The organism is Sphingopyxis sp. Geo48 (assembly GCF_949769155.1).
Classification (GTDB): Bacteria; Pseudomonadota; Alphaproteobacteria; order Sphingomonadales; family Sphingomonadaceae; genus Sphingopyxis.
In genome coordinates this window covers 145,018-160,662 of record NZ_CATKPA010000003.1, presented here as the reverse complement: position 1 = coordinate 160,662, position 15,645 = coordinate 145,018, and the positions used below count along the sequence as shown (strand labels likewise).

The following is a 15,645-nucleotide window of genomic DNA, read 5'->3' as shown; positions in this document are numbered from 1 at the left end:
AGTTCAGCGCGGCAGGCGGTCAATCGGGTGGTTGCGCGCGGCCGAAGGTGGTGACGGTCGGCCAGTCGCCGCCGGTCTCGATCCGTGCGTCGATGCCATAGACCGCGCGCAGCAGCTCGGGCGTCAGCACGTCGCGCGGCGTGCCGTCGGCCAGGATCGTGCCCCGGTCGATGACAAGCAGCCGGTCGCAGTAGCGCGCCGCCATGGTGAGATCGTGGAGCACTGCGATCACCAGCTTGCCCGTGTCGGCCTCGGCGCGGAGCAATTCCATTACGTCGATCTGGTGGCCGGGGTCGAGGCTGGCGAGCGGCTCGTCGGCGATCAGCGCCGGCGCCTCGACCGCGAGCGCGCGCGCGAACAGTGTCCGCGCGCGCTCGCCACCCGAAAGCTCGGTCGCGATACGGTCCCTGAGATCGAGCACATCGGCGCGCGCCATCGCGCGTTCGATTGCGGCGACGTCGCCGGCGGCGATCCGCGACATCGGCGCGAGGTGCGGCAGGCGGCCGAGGCCGACGAGCCGCTCGACGGTGAGCGGCCAGTGCAGGGTCTGGCCCTGCGGCAGATAGGCGATGCGGCGCGCGAGCCCGGCGCGAGGCAGCGCCGCCACATCGTCGCCGTCGATCCGCACGGCGCCGGTCGCGGGGACGAGAGCGAGCATCGCGCGCGCCAGCGTCGACTTGCCCGCGCCATTGGGGCCGACGATGCCGGTCAGCGTGCCTGCGGCGAACGCGGCGCTGACGTCGCGGACGACGGGGCGGCGGCCGAGCGCGACGCCGACCCGATCGAGCGTGAGCGTCACCATATCCGCTTCTCCCGCATCAGATGGACAAGGAATATCGGGACGCCGAGGAAGGCGGTGACGACGCCGAGTTTCAGCTCATTCGTCGTCGGGATGATCCGCACCCCGATGTCGGCGAGCACCAGCAGCGCCGCGCCGCCGATCGCCGAGGGCAGCAGGGTCGCCGAGGGGCTGCGGTCGGTGAGCGGCCGCATCAGGTGCGGGACGATCAGCCCGACGAAGCCGATCGCGCCCGCTACCGCGACGGCGCCGCCGACCCCGATCGCGGTACCGACAAGCAGGCGGAGCCGGAGGCGGCGGATATCGACGCCGAGCGCCTGCGCGGCATCCTCGCCCAGCGTCAGCGCGTCGAGCGCACGGCTGTTCCAGAGCAGCATCGCCGCGCCGATGGCGACGCACGGCAGCGCGATCCAGACATGCTCGAACGACCGGTTTTCGAGGCTGCCGAGCAGCCAGGTCATGATCTCCATCGCCGCGAAGGGATTGGGCGACAGGTTGAGCGCGAGGCTGGTTCCGGCAACGGCGAGCGTGCCGACCGCGAGCCCGGCGAGGATCAGCGTCAATGGACTTTCCGAACGCCCGGCGAGCGCGAAGAGCACGGCGAGCGACAGCAGCGCGCCGCCGATCGCAAGCAGCGGCAGCGCGGCGGGGTGGATTTGCGCGAAACCGAAATAGAGCGCGGCGACCCCGCCGAGCGCGGCGGCGTTCGAGGTGCCGAGCACCGAGGGCTCGGCAAGCGGGTTGCGCAGATAGCCTTGCAGCGCTGCGCCCGCGAGGCCGAGGATCGCACCGACGACCAGCGCCAGCACCGTGCGCGGCAGGCGCAGCTCGAAGAGGATCGTGGTCGCGATCGTATCGCCATGACCCGATGCGGCGGCAAGCAACCGGCCGACCGACAGGTCGACGGGGCCGAACAGCAGCGAAGCGATCGCGGCGGCGAGCGTCAGCGCGGCGAGCAGCGCGAGGAGCAGCGAGCGGCTCATTGGCCGCCCCGGTCGATCGCGGCGATTTGCGCGATGATCGCGTGCGCGGCGCTCGCATAGCCGGGACTACCGCACACGGTCCAAGCCTCCGGAATGCTGATGCGCGGAATGTGCTTCAACGCGGGATGATGGAGCATTTCGCTGCCCTGGTCGGTGACGGTGTCGGTCGCGCTTTCGACGATCAGGAAATCGGGCTGCGCGGCGACCATCTCCTCGAGGCTGAGCTGCGACAGCGGCGGCTTGCCGAGTTTTCGGGCGAGGTTGACGAGACCGGCGCGGTCCATCAGTTCGTCGACCAGCGTGCCCGTACCGGTCATATAGCCGCGCCGCTGGTAATAGGCCGCGACGCGGCCGCGCCCGGGCTTCGGCAGGCCCGCGAGCTCGGCCTGCATCCGCGCGACGAGCGCTTCGCCGCGGCCGATGTGGCCGACCGCCTTGGCCGTCTGCCGGATCGAGACGTAGATCTGGTCCAGCGTGGTCGCGTTGTCGACATCGAGCAGCGGGTAGGTCTGGCGCGGCAGCGCGGCGAGCGCGGCGCTGCGGCTCGCGGGCATCCCCACGACAAGGTCGGGATCGATCGCGAGGATCTGCTCGGCCGAATTGCTGAGCAGCGGCAGGCCGCGCGCCGTGATGGCGGCACCCGACATTTCGGGATCGATCGCGTTGCGCGTCAACCCCGCGATCTGGCGCCGGTCGGCGAGCGCAAGGACGAGCTGGTCGGTGCAGAGGTTGATCGAGACGATGCGGTCGGGCGCGGCCGGCGCGGCCGGCGCCTTGGGCGCGCTCGCGGGCACTGCCGCCCAGAGCGCACCCGCGCCGGTCGCCGCCAACAGCGCACCGAGGGCCAGGCGGGTGTGCCTCAAAACCCGAAGCCCGCCTGCGCGCGAACATTCGGTTCGCGGAACGGACGCTTTAACGGCGCCGTTTGGGGGATGAGTCTGCAGCGTCGGTCAACGCCGGGGCGTTGCGGCTTCATCGTCAGAAGCTCAGCCGCACGCCGCCATAGGCAGCGCGTCCGGAGCCGACGAAGCTGAAAACCTCCTCATAATCCTCACCCAGCAGATTCTCGACGCGCCCGAAGACCGAGATCGCGCCGCTGACCTTGTAATCGAGGCCGAGGTTCACGAGGACATATTCCTTCAGCGCGACGGTAACCGGAATATAGCTCGGGTCGATATAGGCGCTGTCGGTGGCGCGGCCGTTGTAGCGCAGCGTCAGCGTCCCCGCGAGGCGCTGGTCGGCGCTGGTGACGGTGGTGTTGAAGCTCGCGACATGCTTCGGGCGGCGGATTTCGGCGACGCCATTCTCGCGCGATTTCAGCCAGGTATAGGCGAGGTCGAAGCGGAGCTGGGGGATCGGCTGCGCGCTCGCGAAGGCTTCGATGCCGTGCTGCTTGCTGTCGGTCGCGCGGTTCGACGGGGTCGCGACGAAATTCGGCGGCGGATAGTCGGTGAAGATCTCGTCGGTCAGCTTCGAATCGAACCAGGTGACGCCGAGCGTCGCCCAATTGTCGGCGCCGAAGCTCTGTTCGACCCCGGCCTCCCAGCCCTCCGACTTTTCGGGCTTGAGGTCGGGGTTGCCGATGTAAACGCCGTCGATGAAGCCATAGAGCTCGTAATAGCCGGGGTTTTTGACCCCGGTGCCATAGGCGGCGCGGATGCGGGTGCCGGTCGGCAGGCGATAGCTGCCCTGCACGCGCCAGGTCGTCGCATTGGCAAAACGGTTGTTGTCGTCGTGGCGCACCGAGGCGCCCAGCGAGAAGGCGTCGCCGATCAGCTCATATTGGCCGACGATGCCGAGATTGTCGGTGTGGCGCTTGCCCTGAAAGGCGAAGGGGCTGAGGCTGCGGAAATTCTCCCGCTCGACGTCGACCGCGGCGGTCAGCCGGTGGGTAAGCGCCGCGGTCCCGAGCGACAGGCTGGACGTGAAGCTGCCCTTGTAGCGCTGGCCCTTGTTGCCATAGTCGAGCCCGACGCTGGTATAGCTCTTGCGCGTCGCGTCGGCGAACTGGCCCGAAAGCGTGCTCACCCAGCGGCCGTCGAGCGCGCTGAACTGCGCCGAGAGCAGGCCGTAGAAGGCCTCGTTCGTGTAATGCACGCCGGGGCTGTCGACCGTATAACCGAAGAGCGGGCTCGTCGGATCGAACTCGCTGTTGTTGGTATCGGCGTCGGTATAGCTGTAGCGGAGCACGCCGGTCAGCTCGAAGGCCTCGCCCGGAGCCCAGCCCAGCTTCGCGGTCGCACCGACGCTGTCCGATCCGACGTCGCGGGTGCCACCGCGCGCGGTCGCATAGCCGTCGGTGCCATAGTAGGAGCCCGACAACGCATAGTCGAAATCGCCCAATGCGCCCGCGGCGCGGGCGCCGCCGCTGATCGTGCCGAAGCTGCCGCCCTCGATGCGCGCGGCATAGCCCGGCGCCTCGCGGCCCGACAGGGTAATATAGTTGATCACGCCGCCGATCGCGTCGGAGCCGTAGAGCGACGATTGCTGGCCGCGCAGCACCTCGATCCGCGCCGCGGGGTCGGCGATCAGCGTGCCGAAATCAAACTCGCCCTGGAAGGGGTCGGCGGCCTCGATGCCGTCGATGAGGACGAGGACGTGATTGGCCTCGGTGCCGCGGATGCGGATCTGCGTCTGGCCGCCGACCGCGCCGATGCGGTTCACGGCAACACCCGGAACGTCGCGCAGGACGTCGGAGACGATGCGCGTCTGGCGCGCCTCGAGCGTATCGGGGGCGATGACGGTTACGGAGGCGCCGAGCTTGTCGGCCTCGATCCCCTCGCCCGATCGCGACGCGGAAACGATGATTTCCTCGCCCGGCCGGTCGGCGATGTCGCCGGTTTCGGCAAGGGCAGGCGTCGCCGCCAGAGTAAGCACGGAAATGGAAATGCTCTTCAACATGGGAATCCCCCGCACGCCAGCAACGAAGGCGGGGCCTGCCGGGCACGTCCTGCGACCGGCCGGCGCAGGGAGCGGGGTGGCGTAAAGAGCCCACGCATCCTGCACCGCGGCGGACCCGCCGCCTGGTCGTCGCTCGACGGAATATCCCGTGCCCCGGTCTTTCCCTGGACCAAAGGCATTGAGCGACCCACGCCGGCAGGTCTCCTGGCTCGCGGGTCATCGCTTGATGCACGCCTTCCCGGGCTGGGCCCAGTGGCTGCCCCGGACGGGTCCGGGGCGGTGCATCGCGCTCACCGCTTACAGTTGCAGGGACAGCCTCGGCTTCGAAGGGCGGCGCGTGCCATCCTTCCTACCGCGTTCCCTATTAAGCCCCTATCGGGGCACCGGCGCGATCATGCGAGGCCAAGGCCCCGCGCCGCCGCCCATAGCGCGATAGCATATTTTGGCAATCGGCTTTCTTATTCGGGTGCGGGCAGGCACCAGGCGCGGCAGAAGGTTTCGACCGCATCGTCGACCTCGGCCGCGAGCCGTTGGGGGTCGTTCCCCCCGGGCAGGCAGAGCAGCGCGAACTGATAGACGCCCGACTGGCAGAGGCCCGAGAAATGCTGCACCGCGCGCATCGGATCGCCCATGCGGATCTCGCCGCGCGCCATCTTGTCGGCGACCCATTCGGCGGCGCGCGCTTTGCCGCGCCGCGGGCCGCGGTCGTAGAAGGTCTCAGCGAGGTGCGGGAAGCGGTCGGCCTCGCCGACGACTAACCGATAGAGCGAAAGCAGCGGGGTCGCGGTGAGTTTGGTCATCAATATGGTGCCGAAGCCGCGGAGCACGTCGGGCACGGGCTGGTCCACCGGCAGGTCGATCGTGAGCATATGGCCGTATTGCTCGACGATGTCGTCGACGACCGCCTCGAACAATTCCTCCTTCGACGGGAAATAGCTCCAGAGCGTGGTTTTCGACCCGCCAACCTTGCTGGCGATCGAGGACATTGTGGTGCCTGCATAGCCGTTCGCGAAAAAGGCCTCGCGCGCCGCGTCAACGAACGCCTTGCGGCGCGCGGCGGCGGCATCGTCGAGGGTGGCCGTACTGGCTGGTATCATTTCGATTGACAACTGAATCTCCAAGGTGCAATGGCGCATGATACCAGCTAGTATCATTGGATGCCATGCCTAATAGGATTCTCCCCTCCGCCCTTGTGCTGAGCCTGCTTGCGGGCTGCGCCAGCGTTCCCGATCTCGGTCCCAGACCGGCCCCGGCTGCCGCCGAGTCGCTTGAATCGTCAGCGACTTTTGCCGATGCACGGGGTGCCTGGCCCGTCGAGGGCTGGTGGCAGGCTCTTGGCGATCCGCAGCTCGACGCGCTGATCGCCGAAGGGCTGAAGGGCTCGCCCGATATCGCGACGGCCGCCGCGCGCGTCCGCGCCGCCGAAGCTATGGCGCAGCAGGCGGGGGCGGCGCTGCTTCCGCGCGCCGGGGTCGAGGGCAGCGCGGGCGGCGTCCAGCAGAGCAAGAATAACGGCATCCCGCCGCAATTCGTGCCCGACGGCATTCAGGACACCGGCCATGTCGCCGCGACCTTCGGTTTCGATCTCGACCTGTGGGGCAAGAACCGCGCGGCGCTCACCGCCGCGACATCGGAGGCCGAGGCGGCGCGCGTCGACGAAGCGCAGGCGCGGCTGATGCTGACCACCGGTATCGCTTCGGCCTATGCCGACCTTGCAGGCTATTACCGGGCGCTCGATGTCGCAGAGGAAGCGGTTCGCGTGCGCAGCGCGAGCGCCGATGTATCGGCCAAGCGCACGCTGGCGGGGATCGAGAACCAGTCGGCCGAGCGGCAGGCCGAAAGCCGCGCCGCGGCGGCACGCGGCGATATCGCGGCGCTCGACGAGGCGATCGCGACGACGCGCAACCGGCTCGCCGCGCTCGTCGGCGCGGGCCCCGACCGCGGCCGCGCGATCACGCGGCCGACGCTTGCCTCGCCCGATATCGACCTGCCGCCGCAGGCGGGCATCGACCTTGTCGGACGCCGGCCCGATATCGTCGCGGCGCGGCTGCGCGCCGAGGCGGCGGCGAAGCGCATCGACGTCGCGAGGGCCGATTTCTATCCGAATATCAACCTCTCGGCGCTCGTCGGGTTCCAGTCGCTCGGCCTGTCGAAGCTGTTCGACAAGGGATCGGACTATGGCAATGGCGGCGTCGCGATCAGCCTCCCGATCTTCGACGGCGGGCGCCTCGCGGGCCGCTATCGCGGCGCCCGCGCCGAATTCGACACGGCCGTGGCGAATTACGACCGGACACTGATCGCGGCGCTGCGCGACGTTGCCGATATCGCCCAGAGCCGCGCCGCGACCGAGCGGCAATTGGGCGACCGGCGCGCGGCGCTCAAGGCGGCGACCGACGCGGCGCAGCTTGCGGGGCTCCGCTATCGCGCGGGCCTATCGACCCAGCTGCCGCAGCTCACCGCCGAAGACAGCATGGCCCAGCTCGCGCGGCAGGTCTCCGACCTCGAAGCGCGCAGGCTCTCCCTCGATATCGCCCTGATCCGCGCGCTTGGCGGCGGTTACCAGACAAACGCAGGAGAATGACGATGGCCGACGATACGGCTGCGGCTACCCCCGAAACGCTTGAGGAAAATGTCGCGCAGCCCGAAAAGCGCAAGCGACTGCTCAGGATTCTCGCCATCGCCATCGTGGCGATCGCGGCGCTCTGGGGCATCTGGTATTTCCTGACGCAAGCGGGGCGCGTGTCGACCGACAATGCCTATGTCGGCGCCGATTCGGCGACGGTGACCGCGCTCGTCGCGGGCCCGGTCAAGGATGTCCGCGTCAGCGGCACGCAGGTGGTGAAGAAGGGCGACATCCTCGTCATCCTCGACGATGCCGACCAGCGGATTGCGGTCGCCGATGCCGAGGCCGCGCTGCGCCAGGCGCGCCAGCGCTATGGTCAGGCGAGCGCGACCGCCGATGCGGCGCGCTCGCGCGTCGCGGCGCGCGGCGCCGATATCGCGCAGGCGCGGGCGCGGCTTCGCGACGCCGACGCGGCGGTTGCCAAGGCGCGCGCCGAACTGGCGCGGCGCGAAAGCATCGCGGGCACCGGCGCGGTCTCCGCCGAGGAACTGACGACCGCGCGCACCGCGCTCGCCTCGGCAATCGCTGCGCGCGACCTTGCGGCGGCGGGAATTTCCTCGGCCGAAGCAACGCGTGGTTCGGCGAGCGGCGATCTCGGCGCCGCCGAGGCGGTGGTGCGCGGCACGACGATCGACACCGCCCCCGACGTCGCCGCAGCGCAGGCGCGGCTGGAGAAGGCCAAGCTCGACCTCGCGCGCACCGTGATCCGCGCGCCGGTCGACGGCGTCGTCACCAACAAGCAGGTGCAGGTCGGCCAGCGGATCGCCGCGGGCGCGCCGATCATGGTGATCGTCCCTGTCGCGACCGCCTATGTCGACGCGAATTTCAAGGAAAGCCAGTTCAGGCGCATCCGCATCGGCCAGCCGGTCGAGCTGACCTCGGACTATTATGGCGGCGATGTCGTCTATCGCGGCAAGGTGATCGGCATCGCGGGCGGCACCGGCGCGGCCTTCGCGCTGATCCCGGCGCAGAACGCGACCGGCAACTGGGTCAAGGTGGTGCAGCGCCTGCCGGTGCGCATCGCGATCGACCCCCGCGATCTGAAAGAGCATCCGCTGCGCGTCGGGCTGTCGATGGAAGCAGTGATCGACACGCGCGGGAAATGAGCTGAAGCATGGCTAGCGCCGCCGCCGTATCCGCCATTCCGGCCGAACCGCAACCGCTGACGGGCGTGCGGCTCATCGTCGCAGCCTTCGCGCTCGCGCTCGCCAATTTCGTCGTCGTGCTCGACACGACGATCGCCAATGTCTCGGTCCCGCATATCGCGGGCGGCCTTGCGGTGTCGCCGACGCAGGGGACATGGGTCATCACCAGCTATGCGGTCGCCGACGCGATCAGCGTGCCGCTGACCGGCTGGCTCGCGATGCGGTTCGGCACGGTGCGATGGTTCATGGTCTCGATCGTCGGCTTTGGCATTTTCTCCTTCCTATGCGGCGTTTCGCGCACGCTCGACGCGCTGGTGCTCTTCCGCGTGCTGCAGGGGCTGTCGGGCGGACCCTTGATGCCGCTGTCGCAGATTCTGTTGCTGCGTATCTTTCCCAAGGAAAAGGCCGGCGTCGGCCTTGCAATCTGGGCGATGACGACGACCACCGCGCCGATCCTCGGTCCGATCCTCGGCGGCACGATCAGCGACAACTGGACCTGGCCTTGGATCTTTTTCATCAACCTGCCGGTCGTTGCGATCTGCGCATTCGGCGTCTTCACCTTGCTTACGCCGTTCGAGACGAAGCGCGCAAAGGCGCGGATCGACGTCATCGGCCTGATCCTGCTCGTCATGTCGGTCGGGGCGTTCCAGATCATGCTCGACACCGGGCGCGAGCATGACTGGTTCGAATCGACGTGGATCGTCGGGCTCGCAATCGTCGCCGCGATCAGCTTCGCCGCCTTCGTGATCTGGGAGCTCACCGACGCCAATCCGGTCGTGAACCTGCGCATCTTCCGCTTTCGCGGCTTTACCTTCGCGACCATGGCGATCTCGCTCGGCTTCGGCGCCTTCTTTGCGCAGGTCGTGCTGACGCCCTTATGGCTCCAGCAGGTCGCGGGTTATACGGCGACCGAGACCGGCTTCATCGTTGCCTGGCTCGGCGTGTTCGCCGTCCTGCTGTCGCCGGTCGCGGCGGGCCTGATGACGAAGGTCGATGTCCGCATCACCATCTCGGGCGGTATCCTCTGGATGGCGTTCATGTCGATCCTGCGGGCGAGCTGGAACGCCGATGTCGGTTACTGGACGCTGGCGCTACCGCACATATTGCAGGGGATGGGCATGCCCTTCTTCTTCGTCGGACTCACCGCGCTCGCGCTGAGCTCTGTGCCCGCGCAACACCAGACGTCGGCCGCCGGGTTGATGAGCTTCCTGCGCACGCTGTGCGGGGCGATCGGGACCGCGGTCGCAACGACCGCGTGGGACGATGCCAGCCGCACCTCGCGCTCCGAACTCGTGTCGTCGCTGAACAATCCCGAGGCGGCGATGACCTCGCTGCAGAATGCCGGGCTCACGCTCGAGCAGGCGCGGGCCGCGATCGAGCGCCTCGTCGATGTCCAGGCCTCGACGCTCGGCGTGCTGCACCTGTTCCTCGCGGCGGCGGTGGTATTCGTGCTGGCCGCGATAGCGGTGTGGTTCGCACCGCGCCCGAAGCAGATATCGATGGGCGGCGGGCACTAGCCGCTATCTGGCGAACAATTGTCCAACGTCGGCGAAGGCCTTGAACTCCAGCGCATTGCCCGCCGGGTCGAGGAAGAACATCGTCGATTGTTCGCCCGGCTGGCCGGCAAAGCGCGTGTGCGGTTCGATGACGAATTCGACGCCATGGCCTTTCAGCCGGTCGGCAAGCGCCTGCCAGTCGGCGGGCGGCAGCACGACGCCGAAATGCGGCACCGGCACCTCATGCCCGTCGACCGGATTGTGCCCCGCGACCGCCGTGCGCCGTTCGACGCGGTGCGCGACGATCTGGTGGCCATAGAGGTTGAAGTCGATCCAGTCCGCGGCGCTGCGCCCCTCGGGGCAACCCATCACCGTGCCGTAGAAATGGCGCGCGGCGGCGAGATCGTCGACGGGAAAGGCGATGTGGAAGGGGGCGAGGTTGCTCATGCGGTCGCTTGTGGCGTGCCGTGCGCCGAAATGCCAGCGTCGGGCTTGGGCTTTCGGGCGCATCATGCTAGGCGCCGCGCCCATGCTGACGATCAACGGCCTAACCGTGCGCCTCGGCGGGCGCACAATCCTCGACCGCGCGAGCGCGAGCCTGCCGCCGAAGAGCCGCGTCGGGCTGATCGGGCGCAACGGCGCGGGCAAGTCGACGCTGATGAAGGTGATGATCGGCCAGCTCGAAGCCGACGAGGGCGGCATCGAAATGCCGCGCCGCACGCGCGTCGGCTATATCGCGCAGGAAGCGCCGAGCGGGACGGCGACGCCGTTCGAGACGGTGCTGGCGGCGGACACCGAACGCGCCGAGCTGCTGGCCGCATCGGAAACCGAGCAGGATCCCGACAGGCTCGCCGACATCCACGAGCGGCTGATCGCGATCGACGCCTATACCGCGCCGGCACGCGCCGCGCGTATCCTGATCGGGCTCGGCTTCGACGAGGAGATGCAAGGCCAGCCGCTCGACAGCTTTTCAGGCGGCTGGAAGATGCGCGTCGCGCTCGCCGCTTTGCTCTTCTCGAACCCCGACCTGCTGCTGCTCGACGAGCCGTCGAACCACCTCGATCTCGAAGCGACGATGTGGCTCGAAAGCTTTCTGCGCGCCTATCCGGGGCAGCTCGTCGTGATCAGCCACGAGCGCGACCTGCTCAACAATGTCGTCGACCATATCCTGCATCTCGAAGGCGGTAAGGTGACGCTCTACGCCGGCGGCTATGACGCGTTCGAGCGCCAGCGCGCCGAGCGCGCGGCGCAGCTTGCGGCGGCAAAGGCCGCGCAGGACGCGCAGCGTGCGAAGCTGCAGGACTATGTCGCGCGCAACAGCGCGCGCGCCTCGACCGCGAAACAGGCGCAGTCGCGTGCGAAGCAGCTTGCCCGGATGCAGCCGATCGCGTCGATCGCCGAGGACCCGAGCCTCGTCTTCGACTTCCCGAGCCCCGGAGACGAGCTGAAGCCGCCGCTGATCACGCTCGACCTCGCGAGCGTCGGCTATGCGCCGGGCAATCCGGTGCTCTCGCGCCTCAACCTCCGCATCGATCCCGACGACCGCATCGCGCTGCTCGGCCGCAACGGCAATGGCAAGACGACGCTCGCGCGGCTGCTCGCGGCGCAATTGAAGCCCGAGGATGGCGCGATGGCCTTCGCCGGCAAGATGCGCGTCGGCTATTTCACCCAATATCAGGTCGAGGAACTCGACGGCAGCGACACGCCGCTCGGTCATATGACGCGCGTGATGGCGGGCAAAACGCCCGGCGCGGTGCGCGCGCAACTGGGGCGCTTCGGCTTCACCGGCAACAAGGCGACGACGGAAGTCGGCAAACTGTCGGGCGGCGAACGCGCGCGGCTCGCACTCGCGCTGATCACGCGCGAGGCGCCGCACCTCCTGATCCTCGACGAGCCGACCAACCACCTCGACGTCGATGCGCGCGAGGCGCTGGTGCAGGCGCTCAACGGCTTCGACGGCGCGGTGCTGATCGTCAGCCACGACCGCCATATGCTCGAGCTTAGCGCCGACCGGCTGGTACTCGTCGACAATGGCACCGCGCGCGATTTCGACGGCAGCATGGACGATTATGTCGCCTTCATCCTCGGCAAGAGCGCCGCGAACGACGATGCGAAGCCCGCCGCCAGATCGAAGGACGCCAAGTCTGCGCGGCAGGAAGCCGCGAAGGCTCGCGAGGCGCAGGCGGTGCTGCGCAAGACCGCGAAGGACCATGAGGCGCGCGCCGCAAAGCTCGCGCAGCAGATCAGCGCGATCGACCGCGCGATGTTCGACCCCGCGAGTGCCGAACCCGCGCTCGCGAAGCTGACGATGGGCGACCTGTCGCAGCGCCGCGGCAAGCTCGCGTCTGAGCTGGAAGGCGTCGAGGCGGCATGGATGGAAGCGCTCGAGGCGATCGAGACGGCGGCGGCCTGATCGGATCCTTTGGGGGATTGCTCTGGATCGCGGGACGGACGACGATGACGGTCCGTTCCGGGATCGAATCATGGAGGAAGAGCCCCGATGTTTCTTGCGACCCTGTTGCTGGCCGCCAATCCCGTCGCCAAGGTTCCGCCCCCGGTGACGACTGCGCCGCGGCCGATCACTTGCAGCGACGATTGCATCTCGCCGGTCGAGGCGGTGACCTATGCCTCCTATCTGGCGCCGAAAGCCGGGATCGCCGGCACCTTCCGGATGGAAGTGAAAGCGGTTGGCGAGCAGAAGGGTATCTACTACCTCAATTCCGAAACCGATTATCGCGACCGCAACTGCCTTACCATCGCAATCCCCGCAGCGGTGATGGCAGAGCTCGCCGAAGGCGAGGGGCTGGCGGCGGCGGAGAAACGCTTCAAGGGCCGGACAATCATGGTGCGTGGCGTCGCGCAGCGGGTGAAGATCGCCTTTTTCGATGACAGTGGAAAGCCGACCGACAAATATTATTACCAGGTCCAGATACGGATCGGGCAGGCCGCCCAGATCGGCCCGCGTGTGAGGCAGCGAGGTGGCTTCACCTATGATGGGCCGGCATCGGCCCAGCCTTGACTTGCCGGGGCGATATGGCGATAATAGTTTCAATTGAAACTAGATGGGATTGATTGCCATGGCCGACCTGTTCGAAAACCCGCTGGGCCTCGATGGCTTCGAGTTCGTCGAATTCTCGGCGCCCGATAAGGGCATTCTCGAGCCCGTTTTCGAACGCATGGGCTTCACGCTGATCGCGCGCCACCGCTCCAAGGATGTCCAGCTGTGGCGGCAGGGCGGCATCAATCTGATCGCCAATTACGAACCGAAATCGCCCGCAGCCTATTTCGCCGCCGAACATGGTCCGTCGGCATGCGGCATGGGCTGGCGCGTGCGCGACGCCGCAAAGGCCTATGAAGAAGCCATCGCGCGCGGCGCCGAGCCCGTTGAGGGCAAGACCGGACCGATGGAGCTTCGCCTGCCCGCGATTCGCGGCATCGGCGGCTCGATCATCTACCTCATCGACCGGTATGGCGACGACCTCAGCATTTACGACATTGATTTCGTCTATGAGGAGGGTATCGATCGTCATCCCGAGGGCGCCGGGCTGAAGGTGATCGATCACCTGACCCACAATGTTTACGGCGGCCGCATGGCGCATTGGGCCGCCTTCTACGAGCGCATCGCGGGCTTCCGCGAAATCCGCTATTTCGACATCAAGGGCGAATATACCGGCCTGACCTCGAAGGCGATGACCGCGCCCGACGGCAAGATCCGCATCCCGCTCAACGAAGAGGGCGCGGGCGGCGGGGGCCAGATCGAGGAATATCTGCGCGCCTATAATGGCGAGGGCATCCAGCATATCGCGTTCGCGTGCGACGATCTTTACGCGGCGTGGGACAAGCTCAAGGCTCTCGGCAACCCGTTCGCTCCGGCACCCCCCGCGACCTATTACGAGATGCTGGCCGACCGCCTGCCGGGTCATGGGGAGCCGGTCGAGGAACTCCAGTCGCGCGGCATCCTGCTCGACGGATCGACCCAGGACGGCGACCCGCGCCTGCTCCTCCAGATCTTCGGCCAGACCGTCATCGGCCCGGTCTTCTTCGAATTCATCCAGCGCAAGAAGGACGAGGGTTTCGGCGAGGGCAATTTCACCGCGCTGTTCAAATCGATGGAAATGGACCAGATCCGTCGCGGCGCGCTCAACGTCGAGGAACCCGCCGAATGACGAGTCCGACCAAAAGCCCGATCAAACTGGGCGGCGTCCACCACGCCGCCTATCGCTGCAAGGACGCGAAGGAGACGGTCGAGTGGTACGAGGCCATGCTCGGCATGACCTATACCACAGCCTTTGCCGAGGATCATGTGCCGTCGACGGGCGAATATGACCCGTACATGCACGTCTTCCTCGACGCGGGTAACGGCAACATCCTGGCCTTTTTCGAGCTTCCGAACCAGCCCGACATGGGGCGCGACGAGAATACGCCGAAGTGGGTCCAGCATCTGGCGTTCAAGGTCGGCAGCTATGACGAACTGGTCGCGGCGAAAGCGCATCTGACCGCGAACGGCATCGACGTGCTTGGGCCGACGCACCACGGCATCTTCAAGTCGATCTACTTCTTCGACCCCAACGGGCACCGGGTGGAACTCGCGTGCGACATCGGCACCGACGAGCAATATGCCGAACTGAAGCGCGTCGCGCCGCTGATGCTCGAGGAATGGAGCCAGACCAAGAAGGCTCCGCGCCACGCGGATTGGCTGCACGCGGCGGCGAACGAATAGACTTCGCAGAGAAGCGGAGTTTTCCTCTTTCGTCATCCCGGACTTGATCCGGGATCCATGGCTCCTACGCTGGCGTAAATTGACCCCGGATCGAGTCCGGGGTGACGAGAAAGAGGGGCGGGCTCACCGCTGCCAGCCTGTTCTTACTCCCGGTCGAGCCCGATGCTTTCCAGCGTCGCGCCGCTGCATTTGTCGACCTTTTTCTCACCCTTGTCGCCCGACAGCGCGCCGATCGCGAGGAACCCCGCGACCACGGCGACGAGGAAGGCGCCGGTGACCCAGATCAGATATTTGTCGATGAACGCCTTGATCGGTGCCCCGAACAGCCGGAACAGGATTCCGACGAGCATGAACGAAAAGGCCCGGCTGGCGAGGCTCGCCCACAGGAAAGTCCAGAAATTCATGTGGATGAAGCCGGCGGTGATCGTCAGCAGCTTGAACGGGATCGGCGTCGCGCCCTTGATCAAGATGATTTCGGCGCCGAATTCGCGCAGATAACAGGCGGCCGGCGGAAAGGCGTCGGTGAGCCCGAGCACCCCGAGCAGCCACAGCCCGACGCTTTCATAGAGGAAATAGCCGATCGAATAGCCGAGCATCCCGCCCGCGACCGACGCGAGCGTGCAGATGATCGCGTAGCGCACCGCCTTCTTCGGGTTCGCGAGGCACATCAGCCCGAGCAGCGGATGCGGCGGGATCGGGAAGAAGCTGGCCTCGACGAACGACACCAGCGCCAGCCAATACTCGGCGTGCGGATGCGCCGATTTCTCCATCGTCCAGATGTAGAGCCGCTGGATCAGGCCGGGGCGATGGGCGGTGGCGGTCATGCAGGTCCTTGTCGTCGGGTCAGGATGACCACCGCCTCCCTATGCCGTTCGTGTCGCGCGAAGTCGAGACGCGCCGAAGCTGTTTCCCGGCGAAAGCCGGGATCCATGCGGCACCGAACGACATGGACCCCGGCTTTCGCCGGGGAACAGGCAC

Annotated in this window: 14 protein-coding genes and 1 riboswitch; of the genes, 7 read left to right on the top strand and 7 right to left on the bottom strand. The window is 67.4% G+C overall.

Going from position 1 to position 15,645, the window contains the following annotated elements:
• Positions 1-19: 19 nt before the first annotated feature.
• From QOL79_RS12260 to QOL79_RS12240, 5 genes are all read right to left on the bottom strand, one after another.
• Positions 20-802: an ABC transporter ATP-binding protein gene (locus tag QOL79_RS12260; protein WP_283419773.1), complete on the bottom strand. Its 783-nt coding sequence runs from the start codon at positions 800-802 to the stop codon at positions 20-22.
• A complete protein-coding gene (locus tag QOL79_RS12255; protein ID WP_283419772.1) occupies positions 796-1,782 on the bottom strand; it encodes a FecCD family ABC transporter permease in 987 nt (328 codons plus the stop codon). Before QOL79_RS12255 ends, QOL79_RS12260 begins: the two co-directional genes overlap by 7 nt.
• Positions 1,779-2,645: an ABC transporter substrate-binding protein gene (locus QOL79_RS12250; protein ID WP_283419771.1), complete on the bottom strand. Its 867-nt coding sequence runs from the start codon at positions 2,643-2,645 to the stop codon at positions 1,779-1,781. The genes QOL79_RS12255 and QOL79_RS12250 overlap by 4 nt, the downstream gene beginning before the upstream one ends.
• Positions 2,646-2,760: 115 nt before the next feature.
• Positions 2,761-4,683, bottom strand: coding sequence for a TonB-dependent receptor plug domain-containing protein (locus QOL79_RS12245; RefSeq protein ID WP_283419770.1), 1,923 nt, complete (start codon positions 4,681-4,683; stop codon positions 2,761-2,763).
• Between the two features lie 177 nt (positions 4,684-4,860).
• Positions 4,861-5,085, bottom strand: a riboswitch (cobalamin riboswitch).
• 56 nt (positions 5,086-5,141) lie between these two features.
• Complete coding sequence (locus QOL79_RS12240; protein ID WP_283419769.1) at positions 5,142-5,780, bottom strand: TetR/AcrR family transcriptional regulator; 639 nt, start codon at positions 5,778-5,780, stop codon at positions 5,142-5,144.
• A gap of 65 nt (positions 5,781-5,845) precedes the next feature.
• On the opposite strand from QOL79_RS12240, the gene QOL79_RS12235 reads away from it, so the two are divergent.
• From QOL79_RS12235 to QOL79_RS12225, 3 genes are read left to right on the top strand one after another with little or no spacing between them, the layout of a single operon-like run.
• Positions 5,846-7,264: an efflux transporter outer membrane subunit gene (locus QOL79_RS12235; protein WP_283419768.1), complete on the top strand. Its 1,419-nt coding sequence runs from the start codon at positions 5,846-5,848 to the stop codon at positions 7,262-7,264.
• Positions 7,265-7,266: 2 nt separating this feature from the next.
• Complete coding sequence (locus QOL79_RS12230) at positions 7,267-8,412, top strand: HlyD family secretion protein (RefSeq protein WP_283419767.1); 1,146 nt, start codon at positions 7,267-7,269, stop codon at positions 8,410-8,412.
• Between the two features lie 8 nt (positions 8,413-8,420).
• Positions 8,421-9,968 (top strand): DHA2 family efflux MFS transporter permease subunit, encoded by a 1,548-nt coding sequence (locus QOL79_RS12225; RefSeq protein ID WP_282949287.1) that lies wholly within the window; start codon positions 8,421-8,423, stop codon positions 9,966-9,968.
• A 3-nt stretch (positions 9,969-9,971) separates the two neighbouring features.
• On the opposite strand, the gene QOL79_RS12220 is transcribed toward QOL79_RS12225, so the two are convergent.
• Positions 9,972-10,394, bottom strand: a complete 423-nt coding sequence (locus QOL79_RS12220) for a VOC family protein (protein ID WP_283419766.1) — start codon at positions 10,392-10,394, stop codon at positions 9,972-9,974.
• An 82-nt stretch (positions 10,395-10,476) separates the two neighbouring features.
• Here QOL79_RS12220 and QOL79_RS12215 point away from each other — a divergent pair, with 82 nt between their 5' ends.
• From QOL79_RS12215 to QOL79_RS12200, 4 genes are all read left to right on the top strand, one after another.
• The gene (locus tag QOL79_RS12215; protein WP_282949285.1) at positions 10,477-12,360 is read left to right on the top strand and encodes an ABC-F family ATP-binding cassette domain-containing protein; all 1,884 of its coding nucleotides are present in this window, start codon (positions 10,477-10,479) and stop codon (positions 12,358-12,360) included.
• An 87-nt stretch (positions 12,361-12,447) separates the two neighbouring features.
• Positions 12,448-12,966, top strand: a complete 519-nt coding sequence (locus QOL79_RS12210; RefSeq protein WP_058454175.1) for a hypothetical protein — start codon at positions 12,448-12,450, stop codon at positions 12,964-12,966.
• 58 nt (positions 12,967-13,024) lie between these two features.
• Positions 13,025-14,113, top strand: a complete 1,089-nt coding sequence (hppD, locus tag QOL79_RS12205; protein WP_283420009.1) for a 4-hydroxyphenylpyruvate dioxygenase — start codon at positions 13,025-13,027, stop codon at positions 14,111-14,113.
• On the top strand, positions 14,110-14,667 hold the full coding sequence (locus QOL79_RS12200; RefSeq protein WP_282949283.1) for a VOC family protein: 558 nt from the start codon (positions 14,110-14,112) through the stop codon (positions 14,665-14,667). The genes hppD and QOL79_RS12200 overlap by 4 nt, the downstream gene beginning before the upstream one ends.
• 143 nt (positions 14,668-14,810) lie before the next feature.
• On the opposite strand, the gene QOL79_RS12195 is transcribed toward QOL79_RS12200, so the two are convergent.
• Positions 14,811-15,464 carry a YqaA family protein gene (locus QOL79_RS12195; protein ID WP_282949516.1) on the bottom strand — a complete coding sequence of 218 codons (654 nt, stop codon included), beginning with the start codon at positions 15,462-15,464 and terminating at the stop codon, positions 14,811-14,813.
• Between the last annotated feature and the right edge of the window lie 181 nt (positions 15,465-15,645).